At 41.1% G+C, this 18,734-nt stretch carries 17 protein-coding genes and 1 pseudogene; 3 read left to right on the top strand and 15 right to left on the bottom strand.

Annotation, left to right across the window (positions count from 1 at the left end; all coding sequences use genetic code 11):
- The 9 genes and pseudogenes from GXP67_RS10010 to GXP67_RS09970 form a co-directional block, all read right to left on the bottom strand.
- Nucleotides 1-411: a cupin domain-containing protein gene (locus GXP67_RS10010; protein WP_162443005.1), complete on the bottom strand. Its 411-nt coding sequence runs from the start codon at nt 409-411 to the stop codon at nt 1-3.
- Entirely contained in the window at nt 405-599 is a 195-nt protein-coding gene (locus tag GXP67_RS10005) for a cupin domain-containing protein (protein ID WP_162443004.1), read from the bottom strand. Before GXP67_RS10005 ends, GXP67_RS10010 begins: the two co-directional genes overlap by 7 nt.
- A 34-nt stretch (nt 600-633) precedes the next feature.
- On the bottom strand, nt 634-1,437 hold the full coding sequence (locus GXP67_RS10000; RefSeq protein WP_232065091.1) for an alpha/beta fold hydrolase: 804 nt from the start codon (nt 1,435-1,437) through the stop codon (nt 634-636).
- 98 nt (nt 1,438-1,535) lie between these two features.
- On the bottom strand, nt 1,536-2,912 hold the full coding sequence (locus tag GXP67_RS09995) for an alginate export family protein (RefSeq protein ID WP_162443003.1): 1,377 nt from the start codon (nt 2,910-2,912) through the stop codon (nt 1,536-1,538).
- A gap of 108 nt (nt 2,913-3,020) precedes the next feature.
- Nucleotides 3,021-4,019, bottom strand: a complete 999-nt coding sequence (locus GXP67_RS09990) for an MBL fold metallo-hydrolase (protein ID WP_162443002.1) — start codon at nt 4,017-4,019, stop codon at nt 3,021-3,023.
- Between the two features lie 37 nt (nt 4,020-4,056).
- Nucleotides 4,057-5,720: pseudogene (locus tag GXP67_RS09985) on the bottom strand (amidohydrolase).
- A 110-nt stretch (nt 5,721-5,830) separates the two neighbouring features.
- Nucleotides 5,831-6,856 (bottom strand): alpha/beta fold hydrolase, encoded by a 1,026-nt coding sequence (locus tag GXP67_RS09980; protein WP_162443001.1) that lies wholly within the window; start codon nt 6,854-6,856, stop codon nt 5,831-5,833.
- A gap of 58 nt (nt 6,857-6,914) precedes the next feature.
- On the bottom strand, nt 6,915-7,706 hold the full coding sequence (locus GXP67_RS09975; protein ID WP_162443000.1) for an alpha/beta fold hydrolase: 792 nt from the start codon (nt 7,704-7,706) through the stop codon (nt 6,915-6,917).
- A 139-nt stretch (nt 7,707-7,845) separates the two neighbouring features.
- Nucleotides 7,846-8,634, bottom strand: a complete 789-nt coding sequence (locus GXP67_RS09970) for an alpha/beta fold hydrolase (protein WP_162442999.1) — start codon at nt 8,632-8,634, stop codon at nt 7,846-7,848.
- A gap of 472 nt (nt 8,635-9,106) precedes the next feature.
- On the opposite strand from GXP67_RS09970, the gene GXP67_RS09965 reads away from it, so the two are divergent.
- Nucleotides 9,107-11,371, top strand: a complete 2,265-nt coding sequence (locus GXP67_RS09965; protein WP_162442998.1) for a tetratricopeptide repeat-containing sensor histidine kinase — start codon at nt 9,107-9,109, stop codon at nt 11,369-11,371.
- Nucleotides 11,368-13,311: a sigma 54-interacting response regulator gene (locus tag GXP67_RS09960; protein ID WP_162442997.1), complete on the top strand. Its 1,944-nt coding sequence runs from the start codon at nt 11,368-11,370 to the stop codon at nt 13,309-13,311. Before GXP67_RS09965 ends, GXP67_RS09960 begins: the two co-directional genes overlap by 4 nt.
- A gap of 125 nt (nt 13,312-13,436) precedes the next feature.
- Here the strand turns inward: GXP67_RS09960 and GXP67_RS09955 are convergent, their stop codons facing one another.
- The 6 genes from GXP67_RS09955 to GXP67_RS38240 form a co-directional block, all read right to left on the bottom strand.
- Nucleotides 13,437-13,946 (bottom strand): transposase, encoded by a 510-nt coding sequence (locus tag GXP67_RS09955; RefSeq protein ID WP_162442996.1) that lies wholly within the window; start codon nt 13,944-13,946, stop codon nt 13,437-13,439.
- 157 nt (nt 13,947-14,103) lie between these two features.
- Nucleotides 14,104-14,319: a hypothetical protein gene (locus GXP67_RS09950; RefSeq protein WP_162442995.1), complete on the bottom strand. Its 216-nt coding sequence runs from the start codon at nt 14,317-14,319 to the stop codon at nt 14,104-14,106.
- Between the two features lie 130 nt (nt 14,320-14,449).
- Nucleotides 14,450-15,169: an IS21-like element helper ATPase IstB gene (istB, locus tag GXP67_RS09945; protein WP_162442236.1), complete on the bottom strand. Its 720-nt coding sequence runs from the start codon at nt 15,167-15,169 to the stop codon at nt 14,450-14,452.
- A 23-nt stretch (nt 15,170-15,192) separates the two neighbouring features.
- Nucleotides 15,193-16,758, bottom strand: coding sequence for an IS21 family transposase (gene istA / locus GXP67_RS09940; RefSeq protein WP_162442237.1), 1,566 nt, complete (start codon nt 16,756-16,758; stop codon nt 15,193-15,195).
- Between the two features lie 208 nt (nt 16,759-16,966).
- The gene (locus GXP67_RS09935; protein ID WP_162442994.1) at nt 16,967-17,302 is read right to left on the bottom strand and encodes a hypothetical protein; all 336 of its coding nucleotides are present in this window, start codon (nt 17,300-17,302) and stop codon (nt 16,967-16,969) included.
- Nucleotides 17,260-17,676: a transposase gene (locus tag GXP67_RS38240; RefSeq protein ID WP_162441319.1), complete on the bottom strand. Its 417-nt coding sequence runs from the start codon at nt 17,674-17,676 to the stop codon at nt 17,260-17,262. Before GXP67_RS38240 ends, GXP67_RS09935 begins: the two co-directional genes overlap by 43 nt.
- Before the next feature lie 752 nt (nt 17,677-18,428).
- On the opposite strand from GXP67_RS38240, the gene GXP67_RS09925 reads away from it, so the two are divergent.
- A complete protein-coding gene (locus GXP67_RS09925; protein WP_162442993.1) occupies nt 18,429-18,713 on the top strand; it encodes a DUF3945 domain-containing protein in 285 nt (94 codons plus the stop codon).
- The last annotated feature ends 21 nt before the right edge of the window (nt 18,714-18,734 follow it).

Genomic DNA, 18,734 nt, shown 5'->3' with positions numbered 1-18,734 from the left:
TTAAATTGCTAGAACACTAGTTACTCCTGCTACTATCCTTGGTTGATTGTAGCTACTGGCTGTATTGAGGATAATATTTTTAAAGCCTAACAAGCGGCCAATACCACCCAGTATGTATCCCATTAACACCTGAAGTTGCAAAGGAGGCCCTTGGATAAATACCTGGTACTCATTGACCCATGTCATAAGTTGCAGAAAATGTGGAGACCCATCTTTTTTGGTTTTATCATCATTGCTCAGTCCATAAAATTGCTCCAAAAATGTTTCTGTATTTAAAGCTGGTTCAAAAATAACTTTCATCTCAGCTACCTCACTTAAGGAATGATTCCACCAGCGGTGAGGAACGCCTTTTGGAATAACTAATTTTTCGCCTGCAATTAGTGTATGGACTTTTCCGGATAAGCTTACCATGAAATACCTTTGTTGATCCAGAGAGTTTCCTTTTGGTTTGGGTGATAATGAGTAACGGGTAAATTTCCACCTGGAGCTACCTCAAATTGAAAAGAAAGCCATTTACCTTTGGTGTCCATAGATGTCTCAAGCCATGTGATTTTTTCTCCGGTTCTTTTGTTAGATATACTTGTATTTTTAGTAGCCATAGTTTTTAGGTTAAGTTGCTGGGAGGGCAATCGCTTATTTAACTATGTCCAGAAGGATGCCTGTTAGTGCATCAGGTGTGGACAGAAAAGGGCTATGGCCACTTGTAACCGAATACACTTTAGAGATGCCAGCCGCAGACGCCATTTGTTTTTGCAGGTCTATGCCAATTGCTTTATCTTCAGTCGTGTAGATATAATATTTGGCTACCTTTCCAAAGGCTGCATCAGTGAGTGAAACTGGAGTGCCAAATGGAATAGCAGGCTCTACCCGAAAGTTATCAATTAGAAGTTTTTTGTTTGTCTCTGATCCATCCTGGCAGAAAATTGCTACACGGTTTTCTGACTTGATATCTAAAGTCAGCCCGTCAGCAGAAGGCACTAAAGATGGACCTAATTGAGATTGTGCATCTGCACTTGCTAGTTCAAGTAAATTTTGACCACTAACGGGTATGAAGGCTGCCAAGTAGACTAATTTATTAATCCTTGAAGGAATTTTCTCAGCAGTAGCAGAAATTACCATCCCTGCCAGACTATGGCCAACCAATACAACTTTCCCATTTGTAGAATGGATGGCTTCTATTACCTTATCTCTGTAGCTATCCATGGATACATTGGCCGGAGAGGTATTATCATTGCCATGAGCCGGCAATTCCACAACTAGCACTTTGTGCCCTTTTTTCTCTAATCCTTCTTTTACATATTGCCATACATAAGGACCTTGCCAGGCACCATGCACCAATACAAAAGTTGTTGAGGGGGAGGGCTCATCTTTTGAGCAAGCACCAGCAATAAGGAGAACAGCTGCTGTTAGCAGCATACCTATCATTGTGTTTTTCATGATTTGTTTTGTATGAATGTTATAGGACACTATTTTTCAGATAAGGTTAAGAAACGCTCTTCCTCTCACAATCTGAATTTTTAAGCTTTATATGCTGATTAAAATTTGAGTTGGGCAGTTACCGCTGTAAATAATATATCCTTTCCTGGGCCTGCCTTTTTTAGAAAATCACCTGCATTAAACCAGGTAAACTCTCCTCTGAAATACAAGAAATTGTTGGGTGTATACTCAAGATCTGTTGAAAACTGTGTTCCAATAAACTTATCCCCGATATTTTGTCCGGAATAAATCATAGATACATTCGGGCCATATATACCGTCATTATTACTGTGTCTCCAGAAAATGTCGTAATCCATGTTCAGAGAAACTTTCTTTGTTAATTCGAGAGACAATGAAGGGTGTATATCAAACAAATTGGACGGACCTATCAATGCGGCAAGGCCAAAATAGCCACCTCTTGGAAATAAGGGATTGAATGTTTGTAATTTATTATCCTCAAAAGCAGCATCGCCACTTATTAATTCAGTTTTCAGCCCTATCTCCGGTCTCAAGATTGTTTGAGCAAATGTATAGCCTGTGTTTAAAGAAAGAGTCCATGCCCCAATTTGCTTATCGCCAAACCCTCCGAATTGGTATACCCCCTCTATATCGTACCTGAAGTTATTGTTGCTTTTCCAGATCCTACTGCCAATAGAATGACGCAACTCCCGGGCTTTACCATCGTCAAAAGTTGCCTGCCGCTTCCAGAGGCCGAAATAATACAAATCCATATTCTGAAAAACCGGTATTCTACTGCTTGTAGCGTATACACCCCAGAATTTAGTATTCTTATTAAATCCATCGGCAAATATCTTCCGTTTAGAAAGCACGTAATGAGCAAAAAAGATATCCGCCTTCCACTTCATTGCTTTATATATCAGCTTTGCTGCATCAAATGATTGGCGGTTATTGGGGCCTTCCCGAACAGAGACCAGTCGCTGTGAGCCATATGATAACTCCTGGCGGCCAAGCCTGGCAGTGAAGGATTTTGATGAACCTAATGGCATTGAAATATCTACAAATGCCTGGTGAAAATTGAGCTCATTCTCTTCAACTGGCGAGGGGGTTGTTTCCCTCCCATTAGCAAAGCTGCTTTGGAGTTGAACAAACGCCCTGAAATTTCTTCCGGCATGAAAATCTGCGTGCGCCAGATACCGGGTGAGAATATATCCATCTTTATCCTTTGGCGCTTCTCCCCAATCTTCGTTTTTAAAGCGAAAATATTGGTACCGAATATCTCCCCCAAATGAAAAATACGTACCTGCATTTTTTGAAAGGGATTGATATTTTGTTTTTTTATACCAATGGTTGCTGCTATCTGTTGCCAGATACGCATACTCTTCCTCATACCGGAGCGATTTAAAAGAAGGAATATCCTGTGAAAAGCAATTGAATGCCAGTATTACTGTGAGCAAAAGAAGAAATTGCTTTCTCATGACTAAGAATTTTAAAGATGCATTTTTGTGATGATTTGTTTTCAATTTTGAATCTTGAGTACAAAGCCACCCACGATTCTATCAGATCAGAATAGCTGCCTTGAAATGTTATTTGATTTTACTCCCGCTAATGTCTTTATAAGCGCTGGGGAGATTAAAATTGGAATGCAGCCAGTCAAACAGCACATAACCTTTGTCAAATTCACGCATCGTTACCGACTGCCTGGTTTGTTCAAGTGTCATACCTTTATTTACTGCCTCTTCAATGTTTTCTTTCAAGGAAGCGACATAATCCAGGGTATACTTGATGCCCGCTTTATTAGTAATCCGCCCGTGGCCTGGAACCACAATGGCATCTTCAGGTAAAAGGTCATACATCTTTTTCAGGTTATCGGCAGGCTCTAAGAAATACCCGTCAAATAGCCAGGGGATGGTGGGACTTTCAGCTATAAAAGGATTACCTGCCCAGAAAACCTTGGCAGAAGGTAGCCATACAAAAAGGTCGGCTGGCGACTGCGCTGTGCCTGCATTGAGAAATTCAACTATTTTTCCATTACCTAAATCAATTTTGAGGGTATTGTTTTTTGCAATGGTGATATCTGCAGGTCGGTATTTTGTCGCTTCAATGCCTCGGTCTTTCCCAAACAGCCTCACCATAAACTGCTTGATGCCTTCATAATTTTTGGACAGGTTCTCTTTTGCAAATTCATTCTGAATGATGATGGTAGAAGAAGGTAGTAAATAATTGGTAAAACAATGATCGCCATGGTCACTGGTGTTTACTGCATATAAAATGGGCTTTTGTGTGACAGACCGTAAGAGTTTGATTTGCTGGTCAAATAACCGTTTAGTGAGCATAGTTTCAATCAGCAATACCCCTTTCTCCCCAATAACAAATCCACCAGTAGTTGCTTGCGGAATACCTTTAGATGTTTCCTGTGCGGCACTTTTGGGGATAATGGCATACACATCTTCTTTTATTTTGTGTAGTGTTAACTCCACCCGATTAGCATCCCAGATAGGCACTTGTGGGGCAAGGGGAACTGTGCGGCAGCCAGAACAGGAAATAATAAGATACAAACCAGACTTAACAGAGAAAATAAACATATATTTTTCATGGATAAAGAACTTAGAGTGAATAGATCTATTTCTGGTAGCCACCAAAATGTTTAACCGGTGACCAGGCTGGAATTACCTCCGGAATGGGCGGGTTGTGCTGGCTATAATTTCCCGATGCGTATACAATCTTTCCATTCACTACTGTCATCAGGGATTCTATCTTTTTTATCTCTTCGGTGCTTGCAGAAAAATAATCCTCTGACAATATGACTACATCCCCATACATGCCTTTTGTGATTTTCCCTTTTAGTTTTTCCTCTCCAGAGAACCAGGCATTTCCTGACGTGTATATTTGCAGGGCAGTAAAGCGGTCCAGTACTTGTTCTTTGGGCCAGAACTGCATGCCACCAATGGTCTGCCCGGTAATGAGCCAGTGCAAGGCCATCCATGGATTATAGGTAGAAATTCTGGGAGCATCTGTTCCCATCCCCACGGGTATGCCCAAGGCGAGCATACTGCGGATTGGGGGATCTGCGTAGAAGGTTGTCCATACATTTTCTTGTATAATTCTCCCTGGAAATACATTCTGAACTGCACGGCAATGCCTCCCCCTAACTCTTTTACTCGTTGGAGTTGCTTTTCGGTAATAGTTTCTGCATGATCGAAACACCACCGTAAGCCATTAAAAGGAGTATCAGCATTTACCTTTTCAAAAACGGTAAGCATTCTTTCAATGGATTCTCCGTAAGTGGCATGCAGCCGGAAAGGCCATCTGTTCTTAACAAGCAACCGGATAATAGGCTCCAGATCAGCTTCCATTTCACTAGAAAGGACAATGCGAGGTTCTAAGAAATTTTCAAAATCTGCGGCACTAGCTACCATGTGTTCACCTGCCCCTTCGGGTGAATACCCATTAGCAAGCAGCATATGGTCATTTTTGTTGAGATGCGTTGTTTCGGCCCACTTCTGGTAATCCTGTAATTCCCGGCCCTTCTGCTGGGCAAACAAATAATAAGAAGTTCGCATGGTAAGTTTTCCTTGCTTTGCAAGCTCAAGGGCTATTCCGTAATCTTCCGAGTAGTTTTGTCCTCCCCCGGCTGCATCAACAGCACTTGTGAGACCAAAGCGGTTCAATTCCCTATAAAACTGAAGCGTGCTGTTGCGTTGTTCCTCGCTTGAAAGCTTAGTAGTTAAAGCTAGGGTAGAGTAAATAGCTTTAGGCGTCTCTTTGGCATACATCAGCCCGGTTAGATTACCTGCTTCGTTTAGTTCAAGGAGGCTACCTTCGTAGTGGGTATTTTTGTTATAACCTAATACCTCAATGCCTTTTTTGTTCAGAAAAGCTTTACCATATAGATAGGTGATAAAAACAGGCTTATCCGGTACAGCGGCATTGATCTCCTCTATTGTGGGTTGCCGCTGTTCTTCAAACTGAAACTCATTCCATCCTCCTATTACTTTTATCCACACCCCTTCAGGAGTTCTTGCTGCCTGTTCTTTGAGCATTTCCATACCCCTTTTAAGGGTTTTTACGCCATCCCACCGTAGTTCACTATTGAAATTCAACCCTTCCCGAATTAGATGGATATGACTGTCATTTAAGCCCGGAACAACGGTTTTACCTCCGGCATCAATGAGAACTGTTTTTGGATTTTTGTACAGGGAAAGCACTTGCCTCGAATTGCCTACCTCCAGAATGATCCCATCTTTGATAGCCACAGCCTCTGTGAACTCCCCCGGCTTTACCATGGTAGCTATTTTTCCATTGTAGATAATCAGGTCTGCATTTTTCTGGGCAGAGGCTATCAGGGCCACCAGCAAAAGCGGCAGCAAAAGTAGCTTATACATACAAGTGATGTTTATTTGGCTAGAAAAAAGTCCAGTAATCCTTTTTGTACCTGCGCTGTTTGCTCTTGCACCAGCCAGTGTCCTGCACCCATGATTTTCGTCTCCTGTACATTGCTGGCTACTAACCGGGAATGATCAGCCAAAAAAGGAGCACTGAAGTATTCGCCTCCCATGGCCAGTAAAGGCATATTGATTTTTTGCTTCATAAAGGCATGATTATCTTCAACATCCTGCGGAAAAGATTTAAACCAGTGAAAACTGCCCGTGGTAGACCCTTTTGTAGCATAGGCACGGATAAACTCATCGGATTCTTCTTTGGTAAATGGATTTTTAACATACCCTACCGTCGGCCAGAAATCAGTGAGAAATTCTCTTTCCTGCCCGGCTACCAGGTCGCCTGCTACAGGTCTTGCAAAAAAGCCAAAGTGCCATACCGTAGTTGAAATTTGTTTCCATACCGGCTCAACTCCTGGAATCAGTGCATCCATTAAAGCGATCTTTTTTACTTCCTCTGGATACTGAACGGCATAGGCATAGGCAACCATTAAACCTATATCATGACCAGCCAGGTTAATGCTTTTATAGCCCAGTTTTTTCACCAGTTCATGGATATCTGTTGCCATTGTTTTTTTATCATAGCCTGACTGTGGTTTGTCTGATTCTCCTACCCCTCTCAGGTCAGGTGCAATGACAGTAAAGTGTTTGGAAAGCTCTGGCAGCAAGCGGTTCCACATATACCAGTTCTGGCCAAAGCCATGTACCAATACCAAAGGCTCACCCTGCCCTCCAATAACATAATGGATATTTAACCCATTTACATTTGCCATCTGGTGTTTGAAATTTGCCGGGGGTGAAGCAGGCATAAGGACAGGCGTAGAAGTATTCGCAACTGGAATAACAGGGGCTGTTTCCTGAGTGGTTTCTTGTGCACTTTTCTCCTTAGTATTACAAGCACCTACTAGAAGCAACAGTAAAAGGGGCAGAAGTCTTAAAATCCTAGGTGATTGACTGGTAGTTTGTGTTTTGATCGTAAGCATAGTTTTGTTCTTTAAGGGTATGAGATTGATTGTATAGGTTGTTTTTTGTTGTTCATCATCATTTCACTGTAGCTTTGGCAGCAGTTTCAATTACATCAGCTACTTCTTTAGATTTAGTTATAAAAAAGGTGTGGCTTCCCTTTAGCTCTGTCACTACGGACCCAGCTCTTTTGTACATATTGCGTAAGATGGCAGGATTGATACTTTTATCTTCCGTGGGTACAATGGCAAAGGAAGGTTTGGTTTGCCAGGCGGCTTGTGTAACTGGTGTAGTAAAAGCTTTTGCAGCAATCGGTCCCTGGGAAGCGAACATGAAGTCTGCCTTTTCTTTGCTTACATCGGCTGCGAAACCGGCATGAAATTTTGCCTGGTCATAAGAGATAAATCCATTTTCATCAGGAGGGAGAATGCCGTTTTCAGCCGATGCAGGAGCTGTTTTAACTAAATCCAGTGTGGATTCACCTATCTGAGGTGCAAAAGCAGCCACGTATACCAGACTTACCACCTTTGGAGAGATACCGGCTTGGGTAATGACAGTACCGCCCCATGAATGACCTACTAAAACTACCGGCCCATCCTGCTTTTGCAGCGCCCGGTTAGTAGCTTCAACATCATCCTCAAGTGAGGTTAAAGGGTTTTGTACCATAGTAACATGATATCCCCGGCTATGAAGTATTTTAAACACATTTTCCCAGCCAGACCCATCTGCAAAAGCACCATGAACGATCACAATATTTTTAGCGTCCTTACCAGTTTGGGCAACTGATGGGATGGATGAGATCAATGCACTCATCAGGATAATAATCGCAGGTATCAAGACCTGATAAATTCTTCTCAGTAATGGTTTCATTTTCGTATGTTTTATGGTGATTATTTGATTAGGTTTTTCTTACTGATCTTCCTGTATGATATGATCAACCTTTGGGATGATGGAAAGCGAATGGTTATTCATCAAATGAATTGTGCCTGTTCAAAGGTTTTACAACAACCTAGTGTATGACCTTACTTATCCAGTCTAGTATGTAGTCTGCATTTTCTTTCCATGTAGGTTGCCCTAGTACAAAATGATTGCGCCCCTTAAATTCTTTGTAATCAGTCACTGAATTACTGTGATTGTATTTGCTGTAGTTTGCATAGTTGAGAGAAGCCGGTATGGTGTGATCATCACTACCGGAAAGTAGTAATAGTGGAGCGTGTGGTTTGTTAAAATCTACTTTTGCTACATTAGTGATCGTGTCCCGCACGATTAATTTTGATTCGGGTATGGCCAGTTGATAATACGATGCTTTTTGCTGTTCTAAAGACATGCCATTGGTAAAAGCATACTGCCATTCCTTAAAAGACATCAGGTATGACTTCTTGGTTGAAGTGAAAAAACCCAACGGACCCCATCCTGCTTTTAAAAATGACCATTTAAAAGTGATCAATCCCTGGGGTGGAACCGAATGAATGGCTATTCCAGCTATCCCTAATCCACGCTGTAATAAGAGTTGCACTAGCAGTCCACCTATAGAATGACCAATCAGAATGGGTTTTACTTTCAGTTGTCCGATTATGCCCACATAGTAATCTATCAGTCCTTGTAACCGGTTGGAAGCTATTTCACTATCTGGATGCCGGTTACGTAATACTTCGGCTGGGGCATCCTTATGCGGCCAGGGTGGGGCTATGGAGCTATAGCCTTTGCTTTCAAAGTAGGGTATCCATTCATTCCAGCTCTCATTGCTCACAAATGCACCAGTAATAAATACAATGTTTTTTGTGTTGCTAATTTTCACGTTTATCTTGATTAGAATGTGTTGTAAATAAGTATCCGGGAAATGTTTACTTGATTATCAGCTATTTTTGCCTAGTTGAGTTACTCCTGATACTTGATTGTTTAGCAACCTTACCCAAACCACATACCATTATTGCAATAGACTGAAATTCAAATATTTGTGTAATTTTAAAAGAAGTACCACAACGATATTTCGTTGAATTGGGAGGAGGGCAGCGAAATAAAGTAGTGGATGAATACTATAACAGATGATTATAGGATGTATATTCAACTGCTGAAGAAAAATTCTATTACTTCAAAGTCCCATCTTTTAAGATAACTTGCTAGAAAACAGCAAATTATTCTATATTATTTTAACTCATTGCCGTTCCAGACAGATACTATAGTGAATTGGTGTATTTTATGTGAAATAAGAAGAAAAAGATAAGATGATGAATAAGCTACTAAAAACCTGTTTTTTAATTTTTACCTTCTTGCCTGTTTTTGCTCAAGCACAATCAGGTAAGTCATACCAGGAATTGGAATTGCTACTACAACAAAGTAAGGCAGATACCAATCGGGTTCGTTTGCTTCTGGAACTTGGCAGCTATTATCTTAACAAAACAGATACGCCTAGTGCAGAACTTGATAGCGCAGTAGCCAGAGTCCGGCAGGCAGAAAATTTAAGTATGGCATTACGCTTCTACCATGGCCAGGCTAACAGTTACCGGATCTTAGCAAAAATTTATCGAAAACAAGGGAAAACAGATAAGGGAAAGGAATATGTTAACAAAGCCATTCAACTTTTTGACACCTACCATTATCTGAATGACCTAGGAGAAGCATACTTTGATCTTGGAGGCTATTATGGTCTATCCGGCCCTGAAATGAATGAAAGAATAAAATGGAGTGAAATGGCCTTATCCACTTTTCAGCAAGCCGGCAACAAATTAAAAGTAGCAGATTGTTTAAAAGAAATAGGTGACCTCTACCAGATTCAGGGGAACACTTTTAAATCTTTAGCCTTACTGAAAGAGGCACTGCAAGTATATCAGTCCATCAATCATCCTAGATTACAGGGCATTTATGATTTACTAGGTGATGTTTCATCTTCAATTGGCGATTATAAAGAAGCCATCAAATATGGCATGTTAGCTCTTAAAACTGCTGAACAAGCCCAGGATACAACAATGCAATTAGCTACCATTTACAACAGAATTGGGAGAACCTATCATGGGATGAATGAACATGAACAAGCAAGGAATTATTTTGAAAAATCCCTTCAGATTGCAAAAAAATACAATGATATAAATAGCATACATATACTATCTTCCAATATTGTTCATACCTTACTAAAGCTTAACCAGCCTTTACAGGCACAGACTTTTCTGCAGGATATTTTAAAGAAGTATCCCGTAACAGATATTGAAAGAAGAATCTTTATTAATTTCGATTTTGTTTCTATTTATATACTTCTCAAGAACTACAAATTAGCCGGACAATATTGTAGTGCCTTATTATCATTAGTGGAAGGTTCAAAATCTGTTAATCATGAAACACAGATGTTTGCATATGGTTTTGCCATCAATTTTTTTCTGGTTAGTCAGCAGTATGAGCAGGCTTACAAATACTTACCATTACATAAAGCACTTGCTGAGAAATCAGGTGCGCTAACCAGTTTGTCAAGCAATCATTTATATTGGTTTAAACTTGACTCTGCCCAAGGCCGCTATCCATCCGCAATTGTCCACTACCAGCAGCACAAGGCCCTAAACGATTCTTTATTTAATGAATCTAAAAGTAAACAGATTGCCCAGCTGCAGATTCAGTACGAAACCGAGAGGAAAGACCAGGATATCAAACTCCAGAAGCAAAACATTCAACTGCTGACCAAACAGGGGCTGCTGCAACAAAACCAATTGCAACAAGCTAATTTTGTCAGAAATGTCACTTTTGGTGGAATTGCGCTGCTACTTATCATTACGGGCCTACTCTACAACCGCTACCGGCTCAAACAACGCAGCAGTCAAAAATTGGAAGCCCAGCAGAAGGAGATTAATGCAAAAAATGTTTCGCTGCAGCATCTGGTGACCGAGAAGGAATGGTTGTTGAAAGAGATCCATCACCGAGTAAAAAATAACTTGCAAATCGTAATGAGCTTACTCAATTCCCAATCTGCCTATATTGATAATGATGCAGCCATGTTAGCCATTCGGGATAGCCAGCACCGGGTACAGGCCATTTCCTTGATTCATCAAAAGCTCTATCAATCTGAAAATTTGTCAAGTATTGATATACCTACTTATATAAGTGAACTGGTAGAATACTTGCGGGATTTTTTTGATACATCTCAGCGAATCCGGTTTGACATCCAAATTGATCCGGTCAAGATGGATGTATCCTATGCAGTGCCGCTGGGATTGATTTTGAATGAAGCCATTACTAATGCCATCAAATATGCTTTCCCTGCTAAAAGAGAAGGGCAGATCACTATTTTACTCAAGCATACAATACAGGATCTGTATCAGCTAAGTATTACAGATAATGGGATTGGCTTACCTGCTCATTTTGATAAAAATCAAAATAATTCATTAGGTATGAGCCTAATGCGGGGGCTTAGTGAAGATATCGATGGTAGTTTTTCAATAGAAAGTCATACGGGCACAACTATTCTCCTATGCTTTGCTTACACCCCAGCAATAAGGCAATATATAGGATCAATCAATTCGGAAATACCTTTAGAAACTGTTGATTTATGAAAGAGACTGTGCTAATTGTAGAAGATCAGTTTGTAGAAGCTAACGATCTCCGGTTAATACTTCAAAAAGCAGGTTACCGGGTTACAGGTATTGCCCGTGCAGTATCCAAAGCACTTGAATGTATTCAAGAAGAGAAACCTGATATAGTTCTACTCGATATTTTCTTAAAAGGTCCGCTCACCGGTATAGACCTTGCTAAACAGCTTAATGAACTCAATATTCCTTTTGTCTATCTTTCTGCCAATTCCAACCAGGAGGTACTTTCTGCTGCTAAGGAGACGCAGCCGGATGGCTTCTTAGTCAAACCATTCCGGGAAAAAGATGTACTGGTTACCTTAGAAATTGCCCGTTATCGTCATGCACATACTAGGGATTCAAGTTCTGGCCGGGAATCTCAACTGCAAAAACAACTCCTTCCAATATTTAATGAAGCCATTAGCTGGGAACAAAAGTTACTGAAAGCAGGTAAGGGGATTCAACCATTTATTCCTTTTGAATATTTGTCGGCAGGGATTTATAATAAATTAGAGACTTCGTATAACGATGTTGGATTTTTAAGGATTGGGTTTGATGAATACCAGGTGATCGGCGTAAACGAACTTATGGTTATAACCAACCTAAAACGCCATGAGCTGGTAGCTTTGCAATCACAAACACATCAGGATACTACTGCCACAAGGTATGAGGCGACGGCTTTTAAACAATTGTGCGTACAACCTTGTATACAGCTGCTGATTGCAGATACCTTTGAGATGAATTCCTACCTGGTATTTCCCATACTGTTGCCAAATGGTCAATTGTTTCATTTTTCCTTTTATAGCCGCCGTCTGGATGCCTATCAGGCACAACACTTATCATTAGTAAGCCGATTGCAACCATTCCTCGCTACAGCTGTGGGTCGTGTATTGAGTAAGGAGAATAGGTTTGACCTTAAATTAAACAATAATTCTTCATTAGATAGCCAAAAAAAGGGTAGTATTCCTTTATTTGATGGCATCATTGGAAGCAGTCATCAGCTGTTAAATGTTTTTGATCATATAATGATGGTGGCACCTTCAGACACCTCTGTGCTCATATTAGGTGAAAGCGGCACTGGTAAAGAAAGAATTGCTAACTGCATCCATACCTACTCACCCCGTAAGCTCAAACCATTAATAAGGGTAAATTGTGCTACATTACCTGCAACACTCATCGAGTCAGAGCTGTTTGGTCATGAAAAAGGAGCTTTTACTGGTGCCACCGATAGACGGATTGGTAAATTTGAGCTGGCGACCGGAGGAACTATTTTTTTAGATGAGATTGGGGAAATGCCCCTGGATATGCAAGTCAAACTGCTGCGAGTTTTACAGGAGAAGGAGATTGATCGGATTGGAGGACGCTCCTCTATTAAGATTGATGTACGCATTGTTGCTGCTACCAACCGCAATTTGGAAAAAGAAGTAGCTCAAGGTCGTTTTCGCCTTGATTTATACTATCGGCTCAATGTGTTTCCCATCACACTCCCTCCGTTAAGAGAACGTAAAGAAGATATTATGGACCTGACCACACATTTTATTCAACACTATAACCGGAAAACTGGAAAGAAAATCACCGGCTTATCCAGTAAGGTTTTAGATACTTTAATGGCGTATAACTGGCCAGGAAATATCAGGGAATTGGAACATTTTATTGAAAGGAGCATACTTCTCACAAAAGGGACTATTATAGAGGATATTGGATTTTTAAATATTAATCCCACTGAGCTAAACATGCCTGATAAAGGGCATATAAAGACTATTGATGAAAATGAAAGAGAACATATCATTGAAGTTTTGAAAAAATGCAATGGAAGAATTTGGGGTGAAGGTGGTGCAGCTCAATTGCTGAATGTACCGCCAACTACTTTGAACTCTAAAATGAAGAAGCTTGGAATTAAAAAAGTGTATCAAGGTAATAGTTGAATTTTATCTACAAATCAAAATTGTAGAAAATAAATTTGTAGATTTTTATGTAGAATACGGTATTCTATGGTAAAAATAGGTAGTAACAAAAACTCATGAAAATTAGCTAACGTAACTTTGATTTTTTAACCAGTTTTTGTAACTGCTGCCAATATGGCTGATTTAGCAGGGAGGGCATACTCATCAATAAAGGGTAGAGTTACTTCAAAGGCAGGTGGCTGTTGCACAACGTACAGAAGGATAAAATAAAGGGCAAGTTCTTGCCCAAGAGGGAGGACTTGAGCTTTGGCTCTTGGATGGTTAAAGCAAGTAATTAGCTTTTGCAGATTATAGGCACAAGCGGCCATAAGCATCATTTTGTGAGCGGCTTGTTTGCCTTTTGCATTGCTTCTTTTCATGCCATAATAGTTAAGTAAACTGCCAAAAACAGGTTCTACCGTGGCCATTCTGCGTCTTTTCATTCTCTTGCCTTCTTTGCTTTCTATGCGCTGCTGCATACGCTGATGATAGTGACGATAGACACTGAAAGTGAGGCTTTGTCGCCTTTTATTGCCACAACATTGCTTTTTAAAAGCACACACTCCACATTCTTTTACTCTGGCATGGTAGTAATGAGTGGCAAAGCCATTTTCCATTCTAATACCATGATAGTAGAGCAGTTTTTCATTGCGGCATACATAGGCATTCTTTATAGCATCATACCTAAATCCTTCTCTTCATTGACCCGATTCCGTGGTCAATTGGGATGATAACTACCAGGTAAAGAAATGAAGCCTTTAATATGGCGTGCCTCTAAAGAAGCATGGAGCCGATGCTCAGGCACGTAGCAGGTCCATTCTGGCCTGAGCCAAAGCCTCCATCGGCTAGTAAATATTGGATCGGTAGCCCGTAGTGATTTAGTGTATATGATAGCTTGTCTACAATAGGTAGTAGATGTTTAGAATCACGTTCATCGGCCAAATTTGCCTCTATATGCGTAATTACATGTTTATAGGAATCTACAGCCATGCTAGACAGATAATATAGGCGAGAGGGCTTACCAGGCTTTTGATTGGATATTCCGGTGATGTTGACCCCCTTTGGCGATACTGACACACCAAAAAGGAAGTGGTTCAAAGAACCCGATGGTCTGACAATGTTAGTGTTTTTTTCTTAAACTTTCACCTTTCAACTCTATTCGGTAAGAGGTATGCAGCAGCCGGTCGAGGATGGCATCGGCAATAGTTGCTTCCCCAATTACTTCATACCAGCTGCTGACCGGTAGTTGAGAAGCAATAATGGTAGAGGCACGGGCATGGCGGTCTTCGATCATCTCCATCAGGTCTAATCGCTGTCCTGCTTCTAAAGGGGTTAAGCCAAAGTCATCCAAAATCAGTAAGCGGGTTTTGGATAGCTTCTCAAAGAACTTGATTAAGCTGCCATCTACCCGGGCCATCTTTGTTTTCAGCAGCAGTTTAGCTACATTAAAATAAGCTACTGAATATCCCTGTGCACAGGCCTGGTGTCCTAAAGCAGAAGCTAAAAAACTTTTGCCTGCTCCAGTAGCACCGCTAATCAGGATGGACTCCCCTTTGATTAAGTACTCTCCTGTGGCCAGCCCGTTGAGCAGGGATTTATCTAAGCCACGTGCGCTACCCGGCTGCAATTCTTCTATAGAAGCCTGGTAGCGGAAAAAAGCATTGCGCTGCAAGCGGCGGAACTTTCGTTCCTTTCGCTCATTTTCTTCTGCCTGCAGCAGTAGTTCGAGTCCCTCGCTCAAGGAGAGTTCATGGCATTTTCTTGTCTCTAGCAGTGCCTGCCAGCTGCGACTCATTCCGTGGAGTTGCAACTGACTGAGTTGGGATTGGATTTGCATCATCTGTTTTGTTAGTTAGGAGTAGATTAGTTGAGGGTGGATAAAAATTGGGTATAATACTCTTTGCCCCGGATGTTAGTATGTTCCGGCAAGGACCGTTCTATAATCTGCTCCTGGTCATGCACCATGTTGTTTTCCAGTAGGTTGCGCATAAAGCGGTAGGTGTAATTGCCATGTTCAATAGCAATCAAACATGCTTTGCGGAAGCTATCTGCATCACTTCTGCTTGCCAGGCGCAACAAGCCATCACAGGTGCGGTATAGCTGCTCAGGATAGCGTTTCTGCTGGAAGAGTCCTTCCAAAAGCTTGTAGAACTCTTCTGATTTACTTTGGGCTTTTTTCAGGTAGTATTCCGGGCTACGTTCCAGGTAGTGCCGATGGTGGGAACACAGGTGTTCTTTGATAGTGGTATAGCTGCCCATGCGGTAATCTCTCACATGCAAAGCTATTTGCTCGCCTTTGCTGTAGATATGCACCATCGAGCGGGTGTAGATCACTTTTACCTGCAAGCCAATGTAAGTGTAGGGTACACTGTAGTAATGTTTATCCTGAGCCAGGTAGATGTGGTTGTTCTGGGCCACTTTCAACTCCCGGTAATACTTGAGTTCAAAACTATAGTCTGGCAGTGGCCCAAGTAGGTGTTTTTCATCGGCTAAGAATTTTTCTTGTCTGCAGTAGGGCTTCTTTTGCATCCTGGTTTGATTATGTTCACGGATTTTCTCCTTGATGGCTTTATTGAGGGAGGAAAGATCAAAGAACTGTTGATGGCGCAGTTTAGCATAGACCCTGTTATAGATCAGCTTTACCCCGTTTTCTACCAAGGCCTTGTCCTGTGGTTTACGCACTCTGGCCGGAATCACCACTGCCCCATAATGATTAGCAAAATCTTCCATGGCACGATTAACATCCGGTTCATAGGGACTGGCTTTCACAATGGCAGACTTTAAGTTATCCGGTACCAGCACCTTTGGCACACCACCGATCTCTTCTAAACAGCACCGGAGGGCATACAGGAAGTCTTCTATATTTTGACTGGGAACAGCCATGGCAAAGCTGTAGTCAGAATAAGGCAGACAAGCCGCAAACACTTGACAATAGATCACTTCGCCGGTGTCTTTGTCAATGTAGGAAAGCTTTTTTCCGGCAAAATCGATAAATAGTTTTTCAGCCGCTTTGTGAGTTAGGACCATGGTAGGTTTACGGGCCAATAACTGCTGAGAGAGGTGGAAACAGAACTGGGAGTAGCCGTAGCCTTGGGCATACTCTTTTTTATACTCTTCCCACAGCAATCTTCTGTTGACACCTACCTGCTTGAGTTCTGAGGCAAAGTAGTCGAGCTTTTCTTTGAAGTGGTCAAAGCGGGTGTCTTTGTAGGCAGGATTACCGGCATGGTATTTTGCTTCCAGCAGCGGATCGGCTAGGGACAGCAGTTGCTCCACGCTTAATGGCAGCAGGGCTGTTTTGGCAAGATACGCCTTGACCGTATTCTTGCTCAGGGAAAGACTGCGGGCAATGAACTTAATGCCTTTACCTTGCTGATGCAGCAGCAGTAGTTGTTTGATCTGACTCATAGGTTTTGGTTTTCCAGCCATCGGTGCTCTGTTTGGTAAGTGATCACCAAAGAACCAAATCCTGTAGTCTTTTACGAGCAGAAGGGGGTCAGCATCGTCCGGAATCTTTCCTGCAAGGGCTGGTAGAGTCCGGAATTAGTAGCTATAGCTGCTCAAAAGTGGGGTCAATATCTGCCGGAATGACATAATCTGCAGCTTTTTAGCTACTTACTTGCCGGAATCCGGGGCTTCAAAAGGGGTCAGCATGCTCCGGATTCTCCATTTGATTGATACGTGCATCATTGTCTGTCAGACTTTGATGAGTCGTGTTGTTTCTTCCTTTCTTTGTAGGCTTTGCTATTTTCTCCATAGCAGTGAAGGGAGGTTTTAACTCTGAAAGATCAGCAGTGTCAATTTGTTTAGCCTCTCCCTTGAGTAACTGCCATGCTAGTATAGCTTTTCGCTTAAAGGTATCTAATGAGGCATTTGCCTCAACAAAAGCAGCGTCTACTACCTGTGTATGCCCACTAACTATCCCTGCTTCTACACACTTAGAGAGTATCCTCTGAAAACAAGCTTCAAACACACTACTTGGTAATCGCTTCCGTGTACGGGATAAAGTACTGTGACGGACCTAAGATGAAATCTTATTTCAGGTCCAGGTAAACGCTCCCCAAGCCGATAATCTAGGAAATAAAGAATATCTAGTCGCATTTGACTCTTTTTGATAAGAGCCCGCTCGGAACACAAGTTTTCAAAATGGGCCACCAATTGTAACTTGAAAAATACGACTGGATCTATTGACTTTTGCCCACACTTGCCATAATAAGGGGCTACCGCTTTGTGTAAGAAGGTCAAGTCTAACAACGGCTTTAAACGTCGGTAGAAATTATTTTTTGGAACATAGTCCTCTATGGCCTGTGAAAGGCAATCCTTGATAAATTTTCTTTTGCCTACCATTCATGAATTTACACTTCATAAGCCAAAATTAAAAGTTAAGGATGTGCAACAGCCACGCAGCCATTCTGTTACAAGAATAGTTTATATTTGGTAGTTTAAAAGATGAACTTACTATTTGTAACTAAAAATGGTAGGAGGGAAGAGACCAATCTTTTGACAGGTAGTGCTGAAACTTAAAGCTGCATGAGCTTGGCTTAGTTGGTCATTTTTCATAGCGAAAAGACATAAAAAATAAATTTAAAAATTATTTTTTGAGACCTATGTCAGATCTATGCTATATAAGTGCCTGAATATCAGTATAGATGCACCTCTCTCATAATCAGGGGGGCTGGTTCGAGCCCAGACTGGCCCACTTGAAGATCAACTACTTATGATGAAAATTCATAAGTGGTTTTTTTATTTGTGCATTACATTTTTGATTATTGATGTTATAGATACCGTGAGAAGGCATATATGAATATAATATAGTGGTTGCATTAAATAAGTCGTTTGTACGTGCCTCTAATAACCTAAGCAATTATAATTAATTGATAATAAGGGCATTATTTGTAATTAGATAGATTATTGAAAGGCGAGAAAACTAATCCAGTTAAAACCTGAGCGTCACAGGTAAAGATGGTAAAATGAAATATTATGCAGCTTCTTCATTTGGAGAAAAATCCTGATGGTTCTGTAGGACTGAAACTTCATTATCTTCCAGCTCAATTAAAAAATGAAATAAGTCCGGATATAAACACTAAAATACTCAAATTGTGAAAGGAGTTAAACTCTCCATGCAGGAGCAGAAAACCTTAAAAGAAGGAAAAGAAAATAGGCTTTTAGGACTTAAATCAATAAGTGGCGTTCGCTATGATGCATTGCTGCAGATATACTTAGTAAAAAATAAGATTAAATTTTCAAATCCTACATCCTCCTCTGTAAAACCAACTAAAGATGTAGCAAACAATCTGTCAAATGAAAAAGATGTTATTGCAAAGGGGGCCGGAAAAGATGTAGATTTACCAGACAGGCAAATAGAGGAAAGTAAGAAAAAGTAGGTATTATTATTCCACTCTATT

Origin of the sequence: Rhodocytophaga rosea (assembly GCF_010119975.1) — a bacterium.
GTDB lineage: Bacteria > Bacteroidota > Bacteroidia > Cytophagales > 172606-1 > Rhodocytophaga > Rhodocytophaga rosea.
The sequence above is the reverse complement of the archived record's forward strand: the minus strand, read 5'-3'. Positions and strand labels throughout refer to the sequence as shown.

Bases quoted from the DNA above. Each gene is read 5' to 3' on its own strand.
- GXP67_RS10010 (WP_162443005.1), bottom strand. From the start codon at position 411: ATGGTAAGCTTATCCGGAAAAGTCCATACACTAATTGCAGGCGAAAAA.
- GXP67_RS10005 (WP_162443004.1), bottom strand. From the start codon at position 599: ATGGCTACTAAAAATACAAGTATATCTAACAAAAGAACCGGAGAAAAA.
- GXP67_RS10000 (WP_232065091.1), bottom strand. From the start codon at position 1,437: ATGAAAAACACAATGATAGGTATGCTGCTAACAGCAGCTGTTCTCCTT.
- GXP67_RS09995 (WP_162443003.1), bottom strand. From the start codon at position 2,912: ATGAGAAAGCAATTTCTTCTTTTGCTCACAGTAATACTGGCATTCAAT.
- GXP67_RS09990 (WP_162443002.1), bottom strand. From the start codon at position 4,019: ATGTTTATTTTCTCTGTTAAGTCTGGTTTGTATCTTATTATTTCCTGT.
- GXP67_RS09980 (WP_162443001.1), bottom strand. From the start codon at position 6,856: ATGCTTACGATCAAAACACAAACTACCAGTCAATCACCTAGGATTTTA.
- GXP67_RS09975 (WP_162443000.1), bottom strand. From the start codon at position 7,706: ATGAAACCATTACTGAGAAGAATTTATCAGGTCTTGATACCTGCGATT.
- GXP67_RS09960 (WP_162442997.1), top strand. From the start codon at position 11,368: ATGAAAGAGACTGTGCTAATTGTAGAAGATCAGTTTGTAGAAGCTAAC.
- GXP67_RS09955 (WP_162442996.1), bottom strand. From the start codon at position 13,946: ATGGAAAATGGCTTTGCCACTCATTACTACCATGCCAGAGTAAAAGAA.
- GXP67_RS09950 (WP_162442995.1), bottom strand. From the start codon at position 14,319: ATGGCTGTAGATTCCTATAAACATGTAATTACGCATATAGAGGCAAAT.
- istB (WP_162442236.1), bottom strand. From the start codon at position 15,169: ATGATGCAAATCCAATCCCAACTCAGTCAGTTGCAACTCCACGGAATG.
- istA (WP_162442237.1), bottom strand. From the start codon at position 16,758: ATGGCTGGAAAACCAAAACCTATGAGTCAGATCAAACAACTACTGCTG.
- GXP67_RS38240 (WP_162441319.1), bottom strand. From the start codon at position 17,676: ATGGTAGGCAAAAGAAAATTTATCAAGGATTGCCTTTCACAGGCCATA.